Origin of the sequence: Parasulfuritortus cantonensis, from assembly GCF_004337445.1 — a bacterium.
Taxonomy (GTDB): domain Bacteria; phylum Pseudomonadota; class Gammaproteobacteria; order Burkholderiales; family Thiobacillaceae; genus Parasulfuritortus; species Parasulfuritortus cantonensis.
Map to the genome: position 1 here is coordinate 68,852 of NZ_SJZB01000001.1, position 24,555 is coordinate 93,406.

Below are 24,555 nucleotides of genomic sequence, written 5' to 3' on the forward strand. Positions count from 1 at the left end.
TAATACGGTCTTGTCCCATTGGACGAACAGCAAGAAGCTGTTTTTAATCAATGGGTTGGGTGTGGTGTTCTGTTTCCTTCACCCGCTCCAACTCCTTCCCGCCCCGCTCCCGTGCTGTGTCCATCGACGCCACAAACTATAAGTCGATGGTGATATCCGCCATGTCGTGATTGCTATCGACATGGTGTTAAGTTATGTTTCGAAGCGAATTTAGATAATGTACTAGGTGTTTGTGCCTAGTTTTCCGTCGGTCTTATGTCGCCGACGAGCATCTTGGGGAAGACTCATGCAAAAGAAACAGCTCTGCATCGCCATGGGAATGACAACCTTGGGCGTGCTTGCCACCATGGGCAACGCGATGGCCGTGGACCCACCCAATGCCGGGATGATTCTGGAAAGCGTGAAGGAAGCCCCGCCGGCGCCCAAGCCGGCCGACCAAGTGCTGGAAAAGCCCGCTGAACCCAGCAAGGCCGCCACCGGTATGGAGGCCGGGCCGAGCGTCAAGGTGACCGGGTTCCACTTCACGGGCAACACCGTCTACAGCGAAGCCCAACTGCAGGCCCAACTGGCCGAGTACCAGGGCAAGGAATTGAACCTCGACGGTCTCAACGAGGCCGCCGACGTGATCAAGTCGTTCTACCGCCAGCACGAATACTTCCTGGCCCAGGCCATCCTGCCGCCGCAGGAGATCAAGGATGGCGTCGTCCACATCCAGGTGGTCGAAGGCGCCATCGGCAAGGCCCACATCAAGATGGCCGAAGGCGCCCGCCTCAAGGAAAGCATGGCCCGCAAGTACATGGACACCATGCTGCCGACCGGCACCCTGATCACGGAAACCGGCATCGAGAAGCCGCTCCTGCTCCTGAACGACTTGCCGGGTGTCACGGTGCGCAGCACCATCCGGCCGGGTGTCGAGACGGGCCAGGCGGACATGGATGTCGTCGTCGGCGACGAGGGCAAGCGCTTCGGCGGCGATGTCCAGGTCGACAACTGGGGCAACCGCAACTCCGGCAAGCTGCGCGTGACCGGCGACTTCGAGGCACGCAACCTGACCGGTTACGGCGACCTGCTCTCCATCCGCGGCCTGTATGCCGACGACAAGGGCACCACGCTGGCCCGGCTCGCCTATACCCTGCCGGTGGGCTCCGCCGGCACCAAGCTGACGGCCAGCTACTCCGACCTCACCTACAAGCTGAGCGGCACCTTCTCCGACTTGGACGCCGACGGCGACGCCAAGGTCTCCTCGCTGCTCGCCGTGCACCCGTTCAACCGCAGCCGCAACAACAACCTGTTCGGCCTGCTCGGTTACGACAACAAGCGCATGGCCGACCGCCAGTTCGACGGTGCCACCGAGGACAAGCGCACCCTGAACAACATCTGGTTCGGGTTAACCGGCGACTACCGCGACGACCTCGGCGGCGGCGCCCTGAACACCTATACCATCACCCTGACCGGTGGCGACGTCGACATCACCTCCGACGGCACGGCCGACAACTACGACACGGAAGGCAAGTTCGCCAAGCTGAACGTCTCCTACCAGCGCCTGCAGCACGTCGCCGACAACACCGCCCTGATGATCAGCCTCGCCGGCCAGCTGGCGAACAAGAACCTGGCTGCCGTGGAACAGATGTCTCTCGGCGGGCCGCGCGGCGTGCGTAGCCACCCGGTCGGCGAAGGCGCCGGCGACGATGCCGTCCTGGCCACCCTGGAACTGCGCCGCGTCATCCCGTCGTTGCGGCCGCTCGGCGGCACCCTGCAGGTCAGCGCGTTCACCGATTTCGGTTATTCCAAGCTGCACCACGACCCGTTGCCCTCGGACGACGACAACACGAGCACCCTGTTCGGCTACGGCGTGGGCGTGAACCTGGGCAAGCGGGGCGACTTCCTGATGCGCATGGACGTGGCCTTCCGGGACGGCGAGCCGTCGACGGACGACAGCAAGCGCGCCCGTCTCTGGGCTCAAGCCATCAAGTGGTTCTGAGTAGGTTCCTATAGTTAGGAAACCGGCCCCGGACCCGTCAAGGATAGGTAGGAGAGGAAAACCATGAATACCAACGCTGCCCGCACAAACAATCGCAAGCAAGGCGGCATGCGCCGCATGATCATCAAGCTCAGCCGCAAGCTGTCCATCACCATCACCTGGCGTCCGCGCGCCCGGGTCAGCCGCCTGCTCGCGGCCATGCTGGGCCTGGCCGTGACGGCGCCGGCGATGGCCTTGCCGACCGGCGAACAGGTGGTGTCTGGCAACGTCGACGTGGCCACCTCCGGAAGCAACATGACGGTCACCCAGACGACCGACAAGGGCATCATCAACTGGGACACCTACAGCATCTACAGCGGCGAGTCGGTGAGCTACCTGCAGCCGAGCAGCAGTTCGGTGACCCTGAACCGCATCGTCGGCGGCGACGCCTCGGAAATCTTCGGCCAGTTGAGTGCCAACGGCCAGATCTTCCTGATCAACCCGAACGGCGTGCTGTTCGCCCCCGGTGCCCAAGTGAGCGTGGGTGGCCTGGTGGCCTCGACGCTGAACATCTCGGATGACGACTTCAACAGCGGCCACTACGTGTTCGTCGACGGCAGCGGCGCCGGCAGCGTCGTCAACGAGGGCAGCCTGACCGGCAAGTACATCGCCCTGGTCGCCCCGACCATCGACAACAGCGGCAGCATCACCGCCGACGGCGGTACCGTGGCCCTGGCCGCGGGCGACCGCGTCAGCCTGGACATCTCCGGCGACGGCCTGATGAACGTCTCGGTGGACGCCGCCGCGGCCGGTGCCAGCATCAATCACAGCGGCGCCATCATCGCCGACGGCGGCCAGGTGCTGATCAGCGCCAGGTCGGCCGACGCCCTGATGGACACCGTCCTCAACGTCAGCGGCCTCGTCCGCGCGCAGAGCCTGTCCAGCCAGAACGGCGTCATCCGCCTGGACGGCGGCGACGCCGGCGTGGTCAGCGTCACCGGCACCCTGGATGCCAGCGGCAAGGACGCCGGCGAGACCGGCGGCACGGTGGCCGTGCTGGGCGACAAGGTCGGCCTGTTCGCCGGCGCGAACATCGACGCCAGCGGCGATGCCGGTGGCGGCACCGTGCTGGTGGGCGGCAACTACCAGGGCAATGGTCCCGAGCAGAATTCTTCGGCGACCTTCGTCGGCAGCGGCACCAGCATCAGCGCCGATGCCCTGACCAGCGGAAACGGCGGCAAGGTGATCATCTGGTCGGATGGCGTGACCAAGTTCTACGGCCAGGTCTCCGCGCAAGGCGGCGCGGAAAGTGGCGACGGCGGTTTTGCCGAAGTCTCCGGCAAGGGCCAGTTGGTGTACCGCGGCAGCGTCGATCTGGGCGCCAGCCAAGGCACCGTCGGTGACTTGCTGCTCGATCCGACCACCATCACCATCGCGGACGGTACGTCGGATGGTGACGATAGCGATGCTTCGGACACCACCTTCAGCAACACCACGCTGGCGTTTGCTGCAACGCCGGCCGATTACACGATCTACGAAAGTGAAATCGAAGGCACGGACGCGAACATCGTCCTTCAGGCGACCCAGTCCATCACCCTTGCCGACCTTACGGACAATGCGTTGACACTCAAGACGGATCGCTCGTTGACCTTGCGGACCAGCAATGACACCGAGAATGGCGGCATCACGTTCGCCGACAACGGCGATGCGATCGTCGCCTCCGGCTCCGGTTCCATCCTGATCCAGGCCGGCACGACGACCGGCACGGCCTTCACCGGCGGTGCCTGGACTGGCTCCATCTCGGTGGGCATCCTGACGACCGCCGGTGGCGACATCACGCTGGAAGCCAAGGACGGCGTCACCCTGAACGGCAACGTCAATGCGGGAACCGGGACCGTGCGTATCGTGGCCGACACGCTGACCCAGAGCGCCGGGACGATCACGGCCGGCAGCCTGGGTATCCAGAGCCTGAACGCCGTCAGCCTGACCGCCGCGAATTACATCGGCACGGTGGCCGCGGATGTGACCGGTGTGGGACAGGAGTTCCGGCTTCAGAACGAAGCCAATGGTTTCGTCGTCGGTACCGTGTCCGGGAACGGCACCATCTTCACCGCCGTGGATGGCATTACTACTGCAGATACGAACACCAGCGGTGTCGCTTCGGGTTCGATCTGGTTGTCGACGACGGCTGGCGACATCTCCATTGACTCTGCGGTCACGACCGGCGATGCCTCGGCTAGCGGCATTGGTGGCGCACATACGGCGACCAGCGGGAGTGTGACCATTGCAGCGGGTGGCAGTGGCAGCGTCTTCGGCACCGGGGGCATCGTCACGGGTAGTGCGACGATCAACAATGCGAGTGGCAATGACGACGCCTATGCGGGCAGCATCGATCTGAGTGGCAACGAGGTGTCTGCAAACGGCACCGGTTATTTCAACGTTCACATTGGTCCGGCGACCGGTGGTGATGGCAACACGCCGGGCGTGCTGACGGTCACGACGGACGGCAGTGGCGCTGCCGGTGAAATCCGCATCGCTTCGGATGCCGATCTGCAGTTGGGGGTTCTCGATACCGATGCTGCCAGCAGCACGGCCGTAGACATTGCGGTGACCGGTGGGGCGCTCACCCTGACGGCGGCGAGCAATCTGGACACCGACAACGTGTCCCTGTCGGCCGCCGGCATCGACGACGGCACGAGTGGTTCGCTGGTCGTCGGCGGTACCCTCACTCTGGCCGCGACTACGGGTACCAACATTACCCTGAACAACGCGGCGAATGACTTCGGCAGCACGGTGAGCGTGAGCGACGTCAACAACGTCGCTCTGACCAGTGCCAATTATATCGAGTTCGGCGACGCCGCCATCACCGGCACCCTCGATGCCACCGCTCTGAACGGCGCGATCACCCAGGTCGGGGGCACCACCATGGTCGTCACCGGCGCTACTACCCTGGACGCGACCGGTGCCGTCACCCTGGCCCAGGCGGGCAACGATTTCTCCAGCGTCGACGTGACCGGTGCCGCCATCACCCTGCGCGATACCAACGACCTGACCATCAGCGCGCTCAGCAACGGTACCAATCAGTCTGTCGACATCCGGGCCGGCGGTACCTTGACCCTGCCGGCCAGCGCCATCGATACCGGTACGGCCAACCTGACCCTGGCGAGCGACGGCGGCACGCTGGCGACGGCTGCCGACCTCAGCGGTTACGACATCTCGCTGACCGGCAGTGCCGGACTCGCTCTCGATCATGACATCACGGCCGGCAACGACCTGAGCCTGACTACCACCAATGCCGACGTCACCCAGGGCGGGACGCTGACCAGCATCTCCGTGACCGGCGCCACCACCGTGGCCGCCGGCAACGGTGCCATCACGCTGACCCACGCGCTCAACGACTTCGTCGGCGCGGTCGATCTGAGCGGCGCCACCACGGCGGTGAAGGACGCCAATGCCCTTGATCTGGGCGTGCTGAATACCGGCGATCTGACCGTGACCGCTCTGACGGGCGATTTGGATCTTGGTAGCGGCATGGTGGATGGCGCGTTGATCGCGACCGCCACGACGGGCAACATTACCGAACTGGATGGGCTCGGCCTGACCGTGACCGGTGCGACGACTTTGCAGGCGGTGCTGGGTAACATCACGGCGACCGACACCGGCAACGACTTCCAAGGCGCGCTGTCCGCGGATGGCGTAGACGTCGCGGTCACGACCGGCAACGACATGGTGGTCGCGGATGTGAGTGGTTCCAACTCGGTGACCCTGACCTCCTCGACCGGTGCGATACTCGACGACGAAGACGACGCGACGGCGATCAGTTCGCCCACCGTGACGTTGTCCGCGGCGGGTGATATCGGCTCCCCGAACATGGTCACAGGCCCGATCCCGGAAGGCTACCTGGACATCGACGCCAGCACGCTGACGTCACTCGGCCTGACCATGACCGGGACGGGGCTGTACCTCAACTTCCAGAATAGCGACATCTCGTCGTCCTATATGGGCGGCGTGTTGCCGGCCGGCTTGACCGATATCGGGATCGCGGCGGCGGACGGTAGTTTCACCTTCGACGACGCCACCTTTGGCCAGACCATCAACTCGTTCAATCTCGACGTCTACGCTCAATCCATCGCCTTCACCTATGACGGCGCCACCGGCTTGTTCGAGATCGCAACGAGCGGTGACGTGAGCCTGACCGCGACGACGGGCGCCATCACCGACTCCGTGGAAACGACCACCGTTGAGGACATCGGCTTCGCCAATTCGGTAACCCTGAATGCCCAGCACGGCATCGGCGACGGCAACGCCATCGAACTCGCCGACGTGCTGAACCTGGGGGCCACCAATGAGGTGGACGGGGCGATCAACGTCACCGATCTGGAGCACTTCATCAGCCCGCTGAATTTGAACATCACGGGTATTCAATCCGCCGGCGACCTCATCCTCACGGCCGATTCCCTGAGCCAGTCCGCACCGATCGTAGTCGGCGGCACGACGACTCTGAACACCACCGCAGTTACCGGTAGCATCACTTGGGAGAACGTCGACAACGACTTCCAGGACTTGGTGAATTTGAACGCCATCGGCGCCGTGTCACTGACCGACAGCAACGGCCTTGTCCTCGGTACCCTGTCGACCGGCGCCTTGACCGTCGTGGCCAACGCCGGCGGCGGCACGGCCACGCTGGACCTCGGCGCGGGAACGGTTGCCAGCCTGGATGCGACCAGCAACGACGGCGACATCGTCCAGACCAGCGCCCTGACCGTCACCGGGACGGCCACGGTCGATGCCGGCCTCGGCAACATCACGCTGATTGACGTCGACAACGACTTCCAGGGCGCCGTGAACCTGGCCGGTGCCACGACCCAGGTGACCGACAGCAACGGTCTGGACCTCGGCACCCTGAGCACGGGCGACCTGACCGTTGTCGCGAATGCCGGCGGCCTGACCACGGCGGACCTCGACCTCGGCTCCGGCCTCGTCGACGGTACCCTGGACGCCACCAGCAACGACGGCAACATCACGCAGGACGCCGGCGGCCTCACCGTGACCGGCGTCGCCACGCTGGATGCGGGCGCCGGCAGCATCACGCTGACGGAGCTGGCCAACGACTTCCAGGGCACCGTGAACCTGACCGCCGCCTCGGCCTCGGTCACCGACGCCAATGGCCTGACGCTCGGCTCGCTGCCCAGCGGCGCCCTGACCGTGATCGCCAACGCCGACGGTTCCTCGCTGGGCGATCTGGTCCTCGGTAGCGGTCCGGTCGGCAGCATCAGCGCCACCAGCAATGGCGGCGACGTGAGCCAGTCCGGCGCGTTGACCGTCAGCGGCGTCACGACGGTGGACGCCGGCGCTGGCGACATCGACCTGTCGGATGCCGGCAACGACTTCCAGGGCACGGTGAACCTGACCGGTAACAACGTCGTGATCGTCGATGCCGACAGCCTGACCCTCGGTACCTTGTCGGCGGCCAGCCTCGATGCGACGTCGCACGGCCAACTCAGCCTGGCCGGCTCGGGCACCGTCACCGGCGATACCACGCTTGCGAGCAACGGCGGCGATGTCGTCCAGCCCGTCAACGCCGGCACGATGGTATACAACTTCAACAACCTGTACGTGTACAGCTCCGGCGGCAACATCTACCAGGCCGGCTCCGGCTACTCCGGCGTCGACTACAGCGAGAAGATCAACGTCAGCGGTGACATGGTCCTCGACGCCGGCGCCGGTTTCGTCGACCTCTGGAACGACAACTCCTACTTCGGCACCTCGGTGTCCGCCACCGCGGGCAGCACCTCGCCGGTCAGCGGCGTCGGCGTCCGGTTGTATACGTTCAGCGACCTGAACGTGGGTCTCATCACGGCACCCAGCGTCAGCCTCGTTGCGGTGAACCATGCCATCAACAACGCCAACTACGACCCGGTCACCCACCTCTCCAGCGGTGGCAACCTCGACGTTCCCGGCTCGGTGACCCTGTCCGCCGCGACCGTGGGCGCCGATGCCGTCAGCGGGATTGCCGGGGGCGGTCCCGCCTATCCGGCCGGTGGCCTCACCCTGATCCAACTGCCCTCCAGCCTGAACGTCTATAACTCCGGCAATGCCGCCATCACGGTGCCGGCACAGGGCGACTTGGCGCTGGTCCCGCACTACTTCAGCACCCTCAACTACGCTTGGGAATGCTATTCCGGCGGCTGTACCAACCTGGGTACGGGCGAATCGGTGGCGGCGGCGGTGTCGACCATCAGCAGCATCCTGGCGTCGGCGTCGCAGGACTTGTTCAACTCGACCTTCGGTACGGACAACATCCGGGTGTCGATCCAGAACGGCTTCCTGACCCAGTTCGGCGTCGTGCCCCCGGGCATCGACTCGATCGACGGCGACGGCGTCAATCTGCCGGGCAGCAGCCTCGCCCTGGTGAACGACCCGCCGGCGTTCCTGATCGACGAGGAGGAGTTGAAGAAGCGCGGCCTGCGCAACTGATCTCCTCCGGCAACATGAAAACGGGGCCTGCATGGCCCCGTTTTCTTTTGCTCCTCCGCCCCGCGTCCGGTGCGGCCGCGGGCGTGCCCCCTACTTGCGCGCGAACATGCCGCCCAGCTTGCCGAGCCAGCCCTTCGGGTTGTCGCCGTAGCGGATCAGGACGACCGACACGTTGTCGCGGCCGCCGTTCTCGTTGGCCTGGTCGATGAGATGGCGCGCCGCGTCGGCCAGGTCCTGGCCGTGTTCGCCGAGCAGACGCTCGATGTCCGGATCCTCGATCATGTCGCTCAGGCCGTCCGAGCAGAGCAGGTAGATGTCGCCTTGCTCGGCCGGATAGTCGTGAATCTCGACGTCGACGGTCTCCTCGATCCCGATGCCACGGGTGACGATGTTCTTGTAACGGGAGGCCATGGCCTGTTCCGGCGTGATGACGCCGAGCGCCAGCTGTTCGTCCAGCCAGGAATGGTCGCGCGTGACCTGTTCCAGGACGCCCGCCCGGAAGCGGTAGAGCCGGGAGTCGCCCACGTGGGCGACCGTGATCTGGCCGTCGAGCAGCGCCGCCACGACCAGCGTCGTGCCCATGCCCTCGCAGTCGGGATCGTTGTGCGAGGCATAGTGGACCGCCTCGTTGGCGCGTCCGACCGCGAACTCGATGTCCTCGTGCAGGTCGGCCGTCGCCTCGTCGAGCGGTTCCCCCTGGAGCCCGGGCAGACTGCCGAGCAGCTCCTTGCTGACCGTATCGATGGCCATGGCGCTGGCCACCTCGCCGGCACTGTAGCCGCCCATGCCGTCCGCCAGGATGGCCAGGCCGATGTCGGCCGCCGTGAACACCGAATCCTCGTTCAGGGCACGCACCATGCCGGGGTCGGATAGCGAAAGCATCTCGACGGCGGGGGTTTGCTTGGCCATGCTGGGCATCCCTTCAAAGACGATGGGTCATCGGTAAACCGCGCGTTTTTCCAGTGCCGGGACGGCGACGCCCAGGCGACGGGCACGGTCGTACCAGCGTACCGACTCGGCATAGTCGCGCTCGACGCCGTCGCTACCCTTGATGTAGATCTCGCCCAGCCGCTTGCACGCGGCACCGTCGCCGTTCAGGCAGGCGTCCTTGTACAGCTTGAGCGCAACCGGGAGATAGCCCATCTCGTCGAGGGCATGCGCCTGCTGGCTGACCTTGCGGGTATCGACGGCGGTGACGGGCTTGTCGACGACGGGGGCGGGCTTCGCCGCGGCCACCAGCGCCGGTTCCGGTACCGCCGGCGGGCTGGCCGGCGCGGCCTTTTGCGCCGTGCCGGGTGGTGCGACGGGAACGGGCGCCGCCGGTGCCGGAGCCGGGACGGAGGCCGAGGCGACCGGTGCCGCCGAAGCCGCTACGTGGCCAGGCGCCGGCACGGGCGCGGGCCGGCTGATGGCCGGGCCGGGGGGCGGCGCCTTGGCAACCACGGCCGGGACCGGTTCGTGGGCCGGGACGGCGGTCGCGGCGGCCTTCCCGGCCGGGGCGGACAGCGTCTTGAGGGCCGCACAGGCAGGTTGGTAGCCCCAGTCGCAGCTATGGCCGTACAACTTTTCGGCCTCCTGCACATAACCCAGGTCGGCCAATGCCTTCGCATGTCCGGCGAGCTTGGCCGGATCCGCGCCGGGTGGCCGGACCATCGGTTCCTGAGCGGTCGGCGGCGCGACCGGCGGGGCGGGTGGCGGCACGACCTCGGGTGCGGGCGCGGTGACCGGCGCAGGCGGCTCAGCGGGTGCCTGGGCCGCCTGCTTGGCTTCCTCGTGGGAACCGCCGCAGCCGGCGAACGGCAGGGCAGCGAGCCCCAGGCAGATGGCCGTGTGTCGAAGCCTCATTGCTCATCCTCCATCTCAGTTGGGTATGTCCATGCCCTGTTGACGGGCCTTGTCGTACCAACGCACCGATTCAGCATAATCCCTCGATACGCCTTTTGCACCCTTGAGGTAGATCTCGCCCAGACGCTTGGAAGCCGGTCCGTAGCCGGCGTTGGCGGCCTGTTTGTAGAACCGGACCGCCTCGGCAAAACGACCGCCCGCCTCGGACGCCTGGGCCTGCTGGAACAGATCGCCCGGGCTGGCGCTGGGTGTGGCGGGTTTGCTCTCGGCCGCCTTGCGCTGGGCCTCGGCATCGGCCGCCGCCTTACGCTGCGCTTCCGCTTCGGCCGCCTTGCGCTGGGCCTCGGCTTCCGCGGCCTTGCGTTGGGCGTCGGCCTCGGCCGCCTTGCGTTTCGCCTCGGCGTCGGCCGCGGCCTTGCGCTGGGCTTCCGCCTCGGCCGCCTTGCGCTTCGCTTCGGCCTCCGCCTTCAGGCGCGCCTCTTCCGCGGCCTTGCGCTGGGCCTCCGCTTCGGCCGCCTTGCGCTGGGCTTCCGCTTCTTCCGCGGCCTTGCGCTGGGCCTCGGCCTTGCGCGCTTCTTCCGCGGCCTTGCGCTGGGCCTCCTCGGCGGCCTTGGCATCGCCGGCCCGCTTGGCCTCTTCGATCTTCCGCTTGGCTTCCTCGGCCGCCTTCTGCGCCTCGACGAGCTTGCGCTGTTGTTCTTCGGCCTGCTGGCGCGCGGCGTCGGCGGCCTGTTGCGCGGCCTGGGTCTGTTGGGTGGCGGCGCGCGTCTCAGCACTGGGCGGTGGCGGCGCGGGTTCGCTCGGGGCCTGTGCGGTCGCGGGTGGCGCCGGCGTCGGCGCCGGCTCCGGTGTCGCCGGGCCGCGGGTCAGGAACCAGCCGAGGGCACCGGCCACCAGCACGCCGCCGATGGCGATCGGCACGATGGGCAGCCCCTTCTTCTCCGCCGCCGGCGCGGGGCGCTCAGGCGACGGCCGGGCCGGTGCTTCCTGCGGACGGCTCGTCGGCGAAGAGACCATGATGGTCGCTTCGGCGTCCGCTTCGGGCAACTTCCGTCCCGCAGGCGCCACCAGCGTCTCATCCGCTGCCGACTCCTCGGCCTTGCGTCTGGCTTCCGCCTCGGCCTTCCGGCGCGCCTCTTCCTCGGCCTTGCGCTTGGCTTCCGCCTCGGCCTTCCGGTGCGCCTCTTCCTCGGCCTTGCGCTTGGCTTCCGCCTCGGCCTTCCGGTGCGCCTCTTCCTCGGCCTTGCGCTTGGCTTCCGCCTCGGCCTTCCGGTGCGCCTCTTCCTCGGCCTTGCGCTTGGCTTCCGCTTCGGCCTTCTGGCGTGCCTCTTCGTCGGCCTTGCGCTTGGCGTCCGCCTCGGTTTTCTGACGCGCTTCGTCCTCGGCCTTGTGCTTGGCTTCCGCCTCGGCCTTCTGGTGTGCCTCTTCGTCGGCCCTGCGCTTGGCTTCCGCCTCGGCCTTCTGGCGTGCTTCGTCCTCGGCCTTGCGCTTGGCTTCCGCCTCGGCCTTCTGGCGTGCCTCTTCGTCGGCCTTGCGCTTGGCTTCCGCCTCGGCCTTCTGGCGTGCCTCTTCCTCGGCCTTGCGCTTGGCTTCCGCCTCGGCCTTCTGGCGTGCCTCTTCCTCGGCCTTGCGCTTGGCTTCCGCCTCGGCCTTCTGGCGTGCCTCTTCCTCGGCCTTGCGCTTGGCTTCCGCCTCGGCCTTCTGGCGTGCCTCCTCCTCGGCTTTGCGCTTGGCTTCCGCCTCGGCCTTCTGGCGTGCCTCCTCCTCGGCTTTGCGTTTGGCTTCCTGTTCGGCTTCCCGTAACGCCGTTTCCGCCGAGGCAAGCGTTTCATCCGCCTTCGCCTCGGCCCGCGCGTAGGCGACCTCGGCCGTCTGCACCGTCTTCAGCACGTCGGGTTGCAGCAGGTCCTGGTCCGGCATGACCAGTTCGATATGCTTGCGGGCATCGCCGGTGATGGCCCGGAGGCGGTCCGTCGCGCTCTTGACTTCGGCCACCGCCTGCGCGGTCATGCCCTGCTTCCGCGCCGCATTCGCAATTCGCTCGGCTTCCTGCAGGGCCTGGGCCGCCTGGTGGCCGTGCCGGGTGATGGTGTCGACGTTGCGCTGCAGTTCGTCGAGCCGCTTGGTGTAGGCGATCTCGAACTGCTGCAAGGCCTCCCAGGCCGTGCTCGCCGCCGTGCCGCACAGGTCGCGGTCGTTGTTGACTTGCTGCAGGGTCTCGGCGGGCAGCAGTTCCGGCGTCCTGAGCAGGTCCTGCAGGCGGGCCTGCAGGTCGCCGGCCTGTTTCTGCAGGGTCTCGGCCTGGCTCCGGATGTCGTCGCGCGCTTCCTTGACGGTATTGCCGGCGAGCACCTCGGCAACGCGGCTCGCGAGGCTGGGCGCCGCTTCGGCGAGCGCCGCGGTTTCACCGTGGGCATTCTCGGCCTTTTGCCGCGCTTCCTCTTCGGCCTTGAACTGGGCGGCCTCGGCACGCTGCAGTTCCTCCTCGGCGCGGCGCATCTCTTCCTCGGCCTTGCGCCGGGCTTCTTCCGCCTTGCGCCGGATGTCCTCGATGGTGTTGCTGCCGCTGCGTCCGCTGGCGGTCTCCTCGGCGCCGGGGCCCAGGGTGGTGTCGGCCCGGCGCAGCTTGTGCAGCTTGAGCTGCGCCAGCTCGGCGTAGTGGCCCTGGGGATACTTCTTCAGGTAGACCTCGAAGTCGTCGGCGTCGGTACTGTCCTTGATGCTGCGCCAGAACTCGATTTCGATCTCGTTGTCGGCCAGGTTGGCCGTCCGTGCCGTCTGGCTGGTGGCCTCGGCCGCGTTGGTCCGCCCGGTCATGTCGGCTGCGGCGGTGGCGGCCCGGAAGGCGCTCACGTTGATGATGCGGGTCGCCTCGGCGTCGTCGTCGGCCGGTTCGGGCCCGGCGGCGGCGCGCAGGGCCTCGACGAACTCGCGGGCGTTGGCAAAGCGGTCGTTGGGCTCCTTCGCCATCGCCTTGGCGACCACCCGTTCCATCTGCGCCGTCACCTGCGGGTTGACCGACGACGGCTTGGCCGGGTCCTCGGTCAGGACCTTGTGCATGACCGCGACCATGCTGCCGGTGAACGGCTTCGCGCCGGTCAGGAACTGGTACAGGATGACGCCGGAGGAATACAGGTCGGAGCGGTTGTCGACCGATTCGCCCTTGATCTGCTCGGGCGACATGTAGCTGGGCGTGCCCAGCACCGTGCCGGCGTGGGTCTTGTGGGTGCTGTCGATGCGGGCGATGCCGAAGTCGCCCAGCTTGACCACGCCGTCCTCGGTGACGAACAGGTTGGCCGGCTTGATGTCCCGGTGGATGACGCCGCGGGCGTGCGAGTAGCCGAGCGCTTCGAGCAGCTGCGTCATGATGTGGACGACCTGCTTGATCGGGAAGCGCTGGCCGGAATCCAGCAGGGACTTGAGTTCCTTGCCCTGCACGTATTCCATCACGATGTAGGCGAGGTTCTGCTCTTCGCCGTAGTCGTAGATGCCGACGATGTTCGGATGGTTGAGCTTGCCGGCCGCCTTGGCCTCGACCTTGAAGCGGCGCGAATGCTCCTCGGCCTCGGACTCGTCCAGCTCGTCCATGCGGATGGTCTTGATCGCCACCGTGCGTTCGATGACCGGATCGAAGCCCTCATAGACGATGCCCATCGCGCCCTTGCCGATGACGCGGACGATCTTGTATTTGCCGAGTTGCTCGGGTGTACTCACAGGCTTAGCGGGCGGTCAGGAAAGCCCGGCCGGAACGTCGGTCAATATGCCTCCGGGCCAGGAGGCACTAGGGTATCAGGTTGCAGGCCATATTGCGCCCATTCGCCGGAAAGATAAGCCGGGAACTGGGCGGCGTCGGGCAGGCGGTCGGCGACGACGTAGCAGGCCGGCACCGTGTCGGTGCCCCAGGTGTGCCAGTACGACACCGGCGCCTTGGCGGCACTGGGCAGGGTGGCGGCGTAGCGCACCAGGGCGGATTGCGTGGCCGTCTCGGGCAGCAGATAGACGCCGCGCGCGGGCAGCGTGCCGCCCGAGACGACGGCGGCATCGGGCAGTTCGAGGGGCAGGCCGGCCAGGGCCTGGTCGAGCTGGTCCAGGCTGATGCGCGGATCGAGCGCCCGCAGGGCGGTATCCTCGACCCGGCCCAGCCAGTCCTCCTGGCTGAACAGCAGGGCGGGCTGCCACTGCCGGGCCGGCACCGGTACCGCCACGGTCAGGGGGAAATGGCGCCCGACCCGGTCGACGCTGGGGAACCAGAGGCCGAGCCAGCCGTGCCCGCCGCAAGCGCCCGGGCCGACCAGGAAACGCCAGACCGGCCCCACCAGGTAGGTCTGCAGCCAGCGCTCGCCAAGGACGCTGCGGGCGGTGCCGACGCCGTCCTGGAGCCAGTTGTCCCAGCAGTCGATGAAGTCGTAGGGCAGGCGGCGCGAGATGAAGTCGCCCTGGCTGGGTATCTTGCCGACGAAGCCCGGCTGCAATGCCATCAGCCGAGTCCCCGCGTCCGTGCCGTCGCCATGACCGGCGGTCTCAGGCCGGGCACGCGAACTGGCCCAGTTCGCGGAGCCGGAACGGGTTGCGCACGCTGGCGGCGCGCAGCTCGAAAGTGGCCCGGCGGCCGTCGAAGCTGAAGGTGAGCCGGTAGCGGTCCGGGCTGCCGCCCTCGACCTTGGCCATGTCGAGCAGCCGGAACAAGGCCCAGGGGCCGTCCGCGCTCAGGGCGGTGCCGCCGGGCGAGGCGGTCATGCGCACCTGGTTGCCGGGGTTGAGGCTCGGCCAGACCAGGCGGGTCGCCATGCCCTTGCCGTTGCGAAAGCTGACCGTCTGGCCTTCGTTGACCAGGGTGACCTCGTTGAGGCCATCTTCGAGCTTGACCAGGTAGAGGTCGGCGGTAGCGCTCGGATTCGGGCTGCCGCCCGGAAAGAAGGCGTCGCGGATCACGCTGGCCCGCTGGAACTGGGTGACCGTGGCGGCGGGTACGCTGCTCACGCCTTCGGCCAGGCTGATCGGTTTCCAGATCGGCCCGCTGGCGTCGACCAGGGTTTGCAGGTTGGTGCGAAAAAACTGGTCGAGGGTGCCGCCCGGGCCGAACAGGCGCGCGAAGTCGCCCAGGGCGACGTCCTGGCTGCTGTTGCGCACGAACGGGTAGCGCCCGGTCACGGCCTGCTTGCAGAATTGTCCGACGCCGCCCGACATGGCTTTCTTCAGGCCCTCCTGGGCGAATGAGGCGGCCTGGCCGGTGGTCCGGTTGATCAGGCTGTCGAGCAGGTTGCGCGCCGGCGGCGGCAGGCGGTCGGCCTCGCTCTTGATGCGGGCCAGCATCATGGTGTCGGTGGGCGGCGGCGCGCCGCGCTTGATGGCTTCCTCGGTGGCGCGCAACTGCACCTCGTACTCCTTGAGCAGGCCGAGGGTGGCGTCGATCGGCATCGGCGCCCCCTGGGCACCCGCCACCAGGGCACGCAACTGGTCGAAGTGGCGGTCGACGATCGCTTCCGGATGGGCGTCGACCGGGATCGCCGCGACCACGCCGGAGGTATCGGCCCCCAGGATGCGGTCCACCGTCTGGCGCATCCGGTTCATCATCTGGCCGCCGGCCGCCTGGGCGGCGGCCTGGCCGGCGCTCGGCGGCGGCGCCAGGGTGGTCTCCTTGGCCACGGCGACGACCAGCAGCTTGAGCGGCGAATCGCCGGCCGAGAGCAGGGAGATGGTCTGGATGCTCTGGGTCAGGCTGTTGCCCGGCACCAGGCGCAGGTCGCCCAGCATGTCGTCCCAGACGCGGATGTAGTCGGCCAGGTACAGGCGCAGGACTTCGCCCTTGATGGCGTCCGGATTGCGGCCGCTGGCCCCCGCGTACTGCGGCCCGAACACCCAGGCCTCCTCTTCGGCCAACTGCTTGACGATGGTGTCGGCCGCGCTGGGGAAGGCGCTCTTGTAGCCCTTGACCGTGAACAGTCCGGACACGCCTTCGGTGAGCGGCTTGCCGCTGGCGCGCGTGAAGACCAGGGGGCGGACGGCCCGGCGGCGTCGCTGACCCGGAAGTCGGGCGCCTCGGCGCCGCCACCGATCAGCTTCAGGCGCGAGTAGGCGCGCTGGGCCAGGGGCGAGGCGGCGAGTGCCTGGCGGGCCGACTCGACCAGGTTGTGGTCGAGCGGCAGGACCATCTCGATGGGCCGCTGGATCAGGGCGACGTGCAGGTGGTAGGCCAGGTTGGCACGGTCGGCCTCGCTCACGTCGCGCGCCAGGGTGCGCTGCCAGTCGGCCTTGATCCAGGCCTCGGCGGCATCGACGTCCAGGTGGCCGCTGTCGTACAGCATGAGGTAGGTCTTCAGGGCCTCGTAGCGGATGTCCGGGTTGTCGGCGGCGCGGATCTGCTCTTCCAGGCGCAGGGCGATGCGCGGCAACAGGGCGTCGCGCAGGAGCTGGAAGTAGACTGCGCTGGCCTGGGCGCCGAGCTTGTCGCCCTGGTACAGGCCGAGGCCCAGGGTCAGGGGCACACTCCGATCGCGCTGGCCATATCCGGCCGGGAGGTCGCGCACGGCGTTCAGCACCGGCAGGATGTCGACCAGGCTGCCTTGCATGGCGGGCGGCATCTGGGCGGCCTGCTTCTTGATCTCGGCGGCGCTGGCGTTGATCTCGCCGACCAGGGTCTGGTTGCGGAAATAGCTCACCATCCAGCCGGCGATGAGCAGCACGGCGAGCAGGCCGGCGACCCCGTAGGAGGCCAGCATGATGCGTTTGTTGCGCCGCTCGATGCGTTCGCTCTGGCCGGTCAGGTCGGATTCCGAGAAGGCGACCTCGCGCAGGAAGCGGGTGATGAAATAGCTCTTGCCGGAACTGGCGGCCGGCGGCAGGACCTCGCGCTCGATGCCGAAGGCGCGCGACAGGGTGCCCAGCACGCGGTCGATCGGGCTGCCTTCCTGGGTGCCGCTGGTGAAGTAGACGCCGCGCAGCATGCCCTGTTCCTCGAAGGCCGAGTTGCCGAACACCTCCTGCAGGAAGTTGTCGATGAGCGGCTTGAGGTTGCCGAACTGCTGCGGGAAGGCGTACATGAGGGCGCGCCGCTGGGGATCGCGCTCGGCTTCGATGAGCGCGAACAGGCGGCTGTACAGGCGTTCCGAGAGGCTGTCGAATTCCTTGTCGAACTGGGCCAGGGCGAGGTGCCGCCGCCCTCGGCCCGGTATTCGAAGGTGGTACCCCAGACCTGGGCGCGGTCCTCGCGGCCGAGGTCGCCGTAGAACTCCATGAAGCCGGCCAGGAGGTCGCACTTGGTGACCATGATGTAGATGGGGAAGCGGCAGCCGAGCTCGCCGTACAGTTCCTGGATGCGCTGGTGCACGGCGCGGCCGTATTCCTGGCGCTCGGCGGCGTTCTGGGTGAGCAGGTCGGAGATGCTCAGGGTGATGATGGCGCCGTTCAGGGGCTGGCGCGGCCGGAACTTGCGGATCAGCTTCAGGAAGCCTTGCCAGGCACGGCTGTCGACAGTCTGGTTGCTGCTCTGGGTGGTGTAGCGGCCGGCGGTGTCGAGGAGGACCGCTTCGTCGGTGAACCACCAGTCGCAGTTGCGGGTGCCGCCGACGCCCTTGATGGCGTCCTTGCCGAACTTGTCGGCGAGCGGGAAGCGCAGGCCCGAGTTGATCAGGGCGGTGGTCTTGCCGGAGCCCGGGGCACCGATGAACACGTACCAGGGCAGTTGGTAGAGGTAGCTCCGGCCGCCGCCGGCCTTGTTTTCGAAGCGGGCCTTCTTGAGCGTGGACACGGCCTGCTCGAAACGCTGCTTGAGGTCGGCGACCTCGCGCGCGGACAGGTTCTGGTCCTGGCTTTCGCCCTCGGCGAGGGCCGCCAGCATCTGCTTGTTGGCGCGCCAGTCGCGGTAGACCTTCCAGCCCTCGTAGGCGGCCCAGATCAGGATGACCAGCAGGATGAGGACGATCCGGCTGGTGGCCGAGCCGAGCGGCCGGTGGTTGTAGAAGGCGAAGGCCGGGCCGACGAACCAGATGACCAGGCTGAGCAGCAGCAGGCCGAGGCCGGCGAGCACCCAGTGGTTGGTGAACACGTTGCGCAATTTTTCCTTCATGGCGGCTGTCCCTTGCGGTTCGCTCAGCGGTTGGGTGTGATCAGCGGCGGACGGCTGACCGGGCGGGCGTGGACGATGGCAGACCGGCTCATCCCGCCACCCTCAGCAGGATCTCGACGCGCCGGTTGCGGGCCCGGTTGGCGGGGCTGTCGTTGGGCGCCAGCGGTTGCGCGTCGGCCATGCCCTCGGCACGCATCCGGCTCGGGTCGCGCAGGGTCTTGGCGAGCATGGCGAGCACCGAGTTGGCACGCTCCAGCGACAGGTGGTAGTTGGACGGGAAGCGCAGGGAACGGATCGGCACGTCGTCCGTGTGGCCGGTCACCACGACGGCGCCGGGCACCTCGTTGAGGGCCGCGGCGATGCGCTGGATCACCGGCACCAGGGCGGGGTTGAGATCGGCGCTGCCGGGCTCGAACAGGTTGTCGCCATGGATGATGACCCGGCTCATCTGGGCATCTTCCTGGACGTCCAGGAGGCCCTGGGCGATCTCGTTGCTCAACTGGGTGCGCAGGCGCGGCTTGGCGATGGGCGCGGCGGCGCGCTGCAGGTTGCCGGTGTTCGCCTTGATCCCGGCCAGGTTGGAGAACACCGGGTCGGAGGACTGGTTGAGCAGGATGACCAGGGTGAGGAAGACGGCGAACAGGACGAAGGCGATGGCCGAGAAGATCACCCAGGGCGGGATCTGCCGGATCAGGGCCTTGGGCTTGCGTGCCACGCCGCGCCAGTGCGCGGCCAGGTCGCGTTCGTATTCGCCGCGTTGCTGGCGGATGGTCTGGTAGACGCGGTTGCGCAACTCGTTGAGCTGGGCCTTGCCGTTGTCGAGTACCCGGAAACGGCCTTCGAAGCCGAGCGCCAGGCAGGCGTACATCAGCTCGATGAGGTCCAGGTTGCGCTGCGGATCCTCGAGCATCTTGTGCAGGAGCTGGAAGAATTTCTCGCCGCCCCAGGTTTCCTTGTGCAGGGTCACCAGCAGGCTCTCGCGCGCCCACAGCGAGGTGCCGCCCCACGGCGTCGAGGCCACCGTCTCGTCGACCACGGTGCACATGGCGTAGCGGGCGACGACGATCTTCTCGGGCGCGACGCCGGCCTGGCGGGCGTGTTGTTCGAACTCCGAGATGGCGTGCAGGAGGTAGTCGCGCAGGCCCTTGGGATCGGGGTGGGCGAGGGTGGCGCGGATCTGCGGGATCAGGGTGAGGACCGGGTTGGCCGCGGCGAGCAGCGGGTTGACGCCGCCGGCGGCGGCCGGCACCGCCGGCTCCTCGTAGGCGGCCTCGCGGACCCGCCGGGCCGGGGCCGCGGGCTGGGCCGGCTCGGCCGCCGGCGCGCGCTTGCCGCCGGGGCGCGGGATCATGATGGTCGCGTCGGAGTCGGGCATGTCCGGCAAGTCGGGTAGGGTCGGTTCGCTCATGACGGGTCCTTATTGGGAGCTTGATGCTCGGGTGCTCAGCTGCGGATGCCCCAGAGTTCCATCTGCAGGCCGGGGAAGTCGCCGGCGATGTGCAGGGCCAGCAGGCGGTTCGCTTCCAGGGTCTTCCAGAATTCGCTGCCGCGGTCCAGCTCGAAGTAGGTGAAGCCGGCGTGGTAGGGCAGCTGCCGCGGCGCCACGGGCAGCGGCTGCAGGACGATGCCCGGCAGGTGCGACATCACCAGGTCGCGGATCTTCTCGGCCGGGCCGACCTTGACCTGGGTGGGGAAGTCGTGGCGCAACAGTTCGCCGGCCACCTGGGCGTTCACGGCCAGGATGAAGGAGGCGCTGCGCAGCAGGTCGAGGTCCGGGATGCTTGCCGTGTACAGGCCGCGGCCGCGGTCCTGCAGCTCGATGGAGAGTGCGTTCTGGTCCATCACTGCCGTCAGCGAGTCGCGCAGGTCGTTGATCAGGGGCAGGTAGGTTTCCAGCAGGGCGTCGTGCCGGTAGGCCGGCAGGTCGGCCGGACGCCGGTTGGCATGGGTGAAGGTGGCGAGCTCGCCGGCCAGGCCCAGGCAGACCATGTAAAGGCTCTCGGGATGCAGCGGCTCGCGTTCCTGCAGGTGCCGGAAGATCGGGTCGAAGCGGTTCGCCACCTGCAGCATCAGGAAATCGACGATCTCGGCGACGCCCTGCTGGCCGGGCTGGCCGAGGCGCCCGGCGAGGCCGTTGGCGCGGTGGTTGATCAGGCTGGCGATATCGCGCAGGTAGTCGTGCAGGGTCTCGCTGGCACGGCAATCCAGGCAGGGCGGGATGTGGTTCTCGGTCAGCACCACCACGTTGCTGCTGCGCCGCTCGCTGATCTTGGCCACCGACATGGTGGTGTAGGCCTCGGTCGAGCTGTTGGCCAGCACCAGCTTGAAGGCCAATTGGCCGACCTTCATGTCGGCTTCGCCGGGTATGCCGGCGACGTTGTCGCTGACCAGGGCGTCGACCCCGCGGTAGCGAGGCAGCCCGGCCGCGTCGCCCAGGCTCAGCTCCGGCATGCCGGAGCGGCGCAGCGGCAGGGCCAGCAGGGCCACCGTGTCCTTGCAGTCCGTGGGTACCTCGAGCGGCGGCGGGGCCGGGCATTCGTCGGGGATGGCGAACGGCGTGCCGTCCGGCATGATGCCGCGCGCCGAGCGGATGCCGAGCTTGCCGAGCTTGAGCAGTTCGGGGTCGAGCTCCAGGCTGCTGAAGCCATAGCCGTAGGCGAAGCCGGCGCCGATCCGGCTCTCTATCCAGTACTCGAGGAAGCGCTCCGCCTGTTGGAAATGCTGGGGCCGGAGAAATAAACCTTCTGACCAGACCACACGATTTTGCTGACTCATCTACATGCCTCACGCACTTCGTTCATTTTTGTCAGATTCCGTTACCGGCCTGTTGCGCCGGACCGGCTGGGCTGGTGGGTGGTGCGGAAATAATATGTGCTATGGTATAGATTCTTCAACAACAACAATCCAGTCCTAGCCGTATGACCCCTAGGAATCCTGCAGCGCGGCACGTACCAGCATTCACGAGGCCAGTGCGCGCGCAGTCCGGTTCATTCGGTGGCGTTGGGTGCGGGTTACGGTAAAGCGGGGGAGTGGCATGGCACTGGATATCGAGAGCCTACTGCAGCCGATTGGCGAGGACAGTCCGTCCGGGGAAAATCTGGAATACGATGCCGCATTCCAGGAACTGGACCGGCTGGCGCAGGGCAAGCCGGGCGTCTACGATCCGGTGTCCGGCGAGACCTCGGGGGCCGAGGAGCCCGATTGGCGCCAGGTGCGCGACCTGGCGCTGGAATTGTCCGGGCGCACGCACGACGTGCGCGTCGCCTTCATCCTGACGCTCGCCCTGATGCGCCTGGAGGGCATGGCCGGCCTGGCGACCGGCCTGAACCTGATCGGCGGCATGGTGAGCCAGTTCTGGCCCAACTTCTTTCCCAACCTGATCGAGGACGAGGACAACGATCCCATCGAGCGCCTGAACGCCCTGGCGATGCTCGTCGACCCCGAACGCTTCATGCCTTTCTTCCGCAGCACGCCCATCGTCGAGGCGCCGGGCATCGGCCGCTTCAACATGCGCGATCTGGACATCGCCCAGGGCCGGCTGGATGCCCGCGAAGGCGAGACGGCAGCGAGTCCTGCCCTGCTCGCCGGAGCCTGGCAGGACGGCGACGCGGACGAGAATGCGACGCGGGCGGCGGCGGTCGACGCCGCCATCGAGGCGCTCAACGACATCGAGTCCACCTTCAGCAACGAGGCCGGCACGTCGCCCGATTTCGGCGACCTGGTGCGCCAGCTCAAACAACTGCGCAATTTCTACGCCGAGCTGTCGGGCGGCGGTGCGGGCGCAGACGCGGCGGCCGGCGACGAGGCGGCGGGCGCTGCCGGGGCCCCGGCAGCAGGGGGCGGCCAGTCCGTGGGCGGTCTCGCCAGCCGTGCCGATGCCGTGCGCGTGCTGCGTCAGGTGTCGGACTTCCTGAAGCGGGCGGAGCCGAGCAGCCCGGCGCCCATGCTGCTGGACCGGGCGGTCAAGCTGCTGGAGATGGATTTTGTCGACATCGTGCGCGAACTCATGCCGGAATCGCGCGAGCGCATCGAACTGATCGGTGGCATACGATTCGAAGAGAACGAGGATTGAGGCGTTTGTCGGAACAACACCAACTTCCTGATAAGGAGTAGAGGAAATGGCAGGCAGCAGTCAGAAATTCATCGCGCGCAACCGCGCACCCCGTGTCCAGATCGAATACGACGTTGAACTCTACGGTGCCCAGAAGAAGGTGCAGTTGCCCTTCGTCATGGGCGTGATGGCGGACCTGTCCGGCAAGCCCGAGGAACCGCTGCCCGCGGTGGCCGACCGCAAGTACCTCAGCATCGACGTCGACAACTTCGACGAACGCCTGAAGTCCATGAAGCCGCGCGTCGCCTTCCAGGTGCCCAACACCCTGACCGGCGAGGGCAACCTCAACGTCGACATCACCTTCGAGAGCATGGACGACTTCTCGCCCGACGCCGTGGCCAAGAAGGTCGATGCCCTCAACAAGCTGCTGGAGGCGCGCACCCAGCTTTCCAACCTGATGACCTACATGGACGGCAAGACGGGTGCGGAAGAACTGCTTGCCAAGGTGCTCAAGGATCCTGCCTTGCTCAATTCCCTGGCGTCCGCGGCCAAGCCCGCCGATCAGGAATAAGCACCCGATACGTCGCATTCAGGAGATTCCATAATGGCGAACGAACAACAAGAAACATTGCAGCAAGCCGGTGCCGTAGAGGCTGAACTGGACGCCTTCTCCGCCCTCCTGCAGAAGGAATTCAAGCCCAAGACCGACCAGGCCAAGTCGGCCGTCGAGTCGGCGGTGCGCACCCTGGCCTCTCAGGCCCTGGCCGATACCGCCCTGGTGTCCGACGACGCCGTCAAGACGATCGAGGCGATCATCGCCGCGATCGACCAGAAGCTCACCGAGCAGATCAACAAGATCATCCACCATGACGACTTCCAGAAGCTCGAGAGCGCCTGGCGCGGCCTGAACTACCTGGTCAACAACACCGAGACCGACGAGCAGTTGAAGATCCGCGTGCTCAACATCTCGAAGACCGATCTGCACAAGACCCTCAAGCGCTACAAGGGTACGAACTGGGACCAGAGCCCGATCTTCAAGAAGCTGTACGAAGAGGAATTCGGCCAGTTCGGCGGCGAGCCGTACGGCTGCCTGGTGGGCGACTATTATTTCGACCAGGGTCCGCAGGACGTCGAGTTGCTGGGTGAGATGGCCAAGGTGGCCGCCGCCGCGCACGCCCCCTTCATCTCAGCCGCGAGCCCGACCGTGATGCAGATGGATAGCTGGCAGGAACTGGCCAACCCGCGTGATCTGACGAAGATCTTCCAGACCGCCGAATACGCGGCCTGGCGTTCCCTGCGCGAGTCCGACGACGCCAAGTACATCGGCCTGGCGATGCCGCGCTTCCTGGCCCGGCTGCCGTACGGTGCCAAGACCAATCCGGTCGAGAAGTTCAGCTTCGAGGAAGACACCGAGGGGGCCGACCACGGCAAGTACACCTGGGCCAACGCCGCCTACGCCATGGCCGTCAACATCAACCGCTCGTTCAAGGAATACGGCTGGTGCTCGCGCATCCGCGGCGTCGAATCCGGCGGTGCGGTGCCCAACCTGCCGGTGCACACCTTCCCGACCGACGACGGCGGTGTCGACATGAAGTGCCCGACCGAGATCGCCATCAGCGACCGGCGCGAGGCCGAACTGGCCAAGAACGGCTTCATGCCCTTGGTGCACCGCAAGAACAGCGATTTCGCCGCCTTCATCGGCGCCCAGTCGCTGCAGAAGCCGACCGAGTACGACGATCCGGACGCCTCCGCCAACGCCAACCTGGCGGCGCGCCTGCCCTACCTGTTCGCCACCTGCCGCTTCGCCCATTACCTGAAGTGCATGGTGCGTGACAAGCTGGGCTCGTTCAAGAGCCGGACCGAGATGCAACGCTGGCTGAACGACTGGATCACCAACTATGTCGACGGTGATCCCGAGCACTCTTCCGAGGAGGTCAAGGCCGAGAAGCCGCTGGCTTCCGCGGAGGTGGTGGTGGAGGAGGTGGAAGGTAACCCGGGTTACTACACCTCCAGGTTCTACCTCAAGCCGCATTACCAGTTGGAGGGGCTTACCGTGTCCTTGCGTCTGGTCTCCAAGCTGCCTTCCCTCAAGGGCGGCAGCTGACACGGACGCAGAATTGGTCCAGAGAGGTGCCGCGGCCGGCCAGTCCGGCCGCG

12 protein-coding genes and 1 pseudogene are annotated in these 24,555 nt (G+C 67.1%); 5 read left to right on the plus strand and 8 right to left on the minus strand.

What is annotated here, in order from left to right:
• Positions 1–286: 286 nt before the first annotated feature.
• Complete coding sequence (locus EZJ19_RS00360) at positions 287–1,981, plus strand: ShlB/FhaC/HecB family hemolysin secretion/activation protein (protein WP_131444325.1); 1,695 nt, start codon at positions 287–289, stop codon at positions 1,979–1,981.
• Positions 1,982–2,179: 198 nt separating this feature from the next.
• Positions 2,180–8,437: a two-partner secretion domain-containing protein gene (locus EZJ19_RS00365; RefSeq protein WP_165873395.1), complete on the plus strand. Its 6,258-nt coding sequence runs from the start codon at positions 2,180–2,182 to the stop codon at positions 8,435–8,437.
• A 90-nt stretch (positions 8,438–8,527) separates the two neighbouring features.
• Here EZJ19_RS00365 and EZJ19_RS00370 read toward each other — a convergent pair whose 3' ends face one another.
• From EZJ19_RS00370 to tssK, 8 genes and pseudogenes are all read right to left on the minus strand, one after another.
• Positions 8,528–9,346, minus strand: a complete 819-nt coding sequence (locus EZJ19_RS00370) for a Stp1/IreP family PP2C-type Ser/Thr phosphatase (protein WP_240754601.1) — start codon at positions 9,344–9,346, stop codon at positions 8,528–8,530.
• A gap of 27 nt (positions 9,347–9,373) precedes the next feature.
• Positions 9,374–10,282, minus strand: coding sequence for a sel1 repeat family protein (locus tag EZJ19_RS00375; protein WP_131444327.1), 909 nt, complete (start codon positions 10,280–10,282; stop codon positions 9,374–9,376).
• Between the two features lie 15 nt (positions 10,283–10,297).
• Positions 10,298–13,996 (minus strand): serine/threonine protein kinase, encoded by a 3,699-nt coding sequence (locus EZJ19_RS15695; protein WP_165873396.1) that lies wholly within the window; start codon positions 13,994–13,996, stop codon positions 10,298–10,300.
• Positions 13,997–14,037: 41 nt separating this feature from the next.
• Positions 14,038–14,760 carry a type VI secretion system-associated protein TagF gene (tagF, locus tag EZJ19_RS00395; RefSeq protein ID WP_131444328.1) on the minus strand — a complete coding sequence of 241 codons (723 nt, stop codon included), beginning with the start codon at positions 14,758–14,760 and terminating at the stop codon, positions 14,038–14,040.
• A 43-nt stretch (positions 14,761–14,803) separates the two neighbouring features.
• Positions 14,804–15,151, minus strand: coding sequence for a type VI secretion IcmF C-terminal domain-containing protein (locus EZJ19_RS16725; protein ID WP_420813081.1), 348 nt, complete (start codon positions 15,149–15,151; stop codon positions 14,804–14,806).
• A gap of 45 nt (positions 15,152–15,196) precedes the next feature.
• A pseudogene (tssM, locus tag EZJ19_RS16730) lies at positions 15,197–18,347 on the minus strand (type VI secretion system membrane subunit TssM); the annotation flags it as partial.
• An 88-nt stretch (positions 18,348–18,435) separates the two neighbouring features.
• On the minus strand, positions 18,436–19,755 hold the full coding sequence (locus EZJ19_RS00410; RefSeq protein ID WP_206199262.1) for a DotU family type VI secretion system protein: 1,320 nt from the start codon (positions 19,753–19,755) through the stop codon (positions 18,436–18,438).
• A gap of 35 nt (positions 19,756–19,790) precedes the next feature.
• Positions 19,791–21,122: a type VI secretion system baseplate subunit TssK gene (gene tssK, locus EZJ19_RS00415; RefSeq protein WP_131444331.1), complete on the minus strand. Its 1,332-nt coding sequence runs from the start codon at positions 21,120–21,122 to the stop codon at positions 19,791–19,793.
• Positions 21,123–21,381: 259 nt separating this feature from the next.
• Between tssK and tssA the strand changes: the two genes are divergently transcribed.
• From tssA to tssC, 3 genes are read left to right on the plus strand one after another with little or no spacing between them, the layout of a single operon-like run.
• Positions 21,382–22,419, plus strand: coding sequence for a type VI secretion system protein TssA (gene tssA / locus EZJ19_RS00420; protein WP_131444332.1), 1,038 nt, complete (start codon positions 21,382–21,384; stop codon positions 22,417–22,419).
• 46 nt (positions 22,420–22,465) lie between these two features.
• Positions 22,466–22,969, plus strand: a complete 504-nt coding sequence (tssB, locus tag EZJ19_RS00425) for a type VI secretion system contractile sheath small subunit (RefSeq protein WP_131444333.1) — start codon at positions 22,466–22,468, stop codon at positions 22,967–22,969.
• Between the two features lie 33 nt (positions 22,970–23,002).
• Positions 23,003–24,502, plus strand: a complete 1,500-nt coding sequence (tssC, locus tag EZJ19_RS00430) for a type VI secretion system contractile sheath large subunit (protein WP_131444334.1) — start codon at positions 23,003–23,005, stop codon at positions 24,500–24,502.
• Positions 24,503–24,555 lie beyond the last annotated feature (53 nt).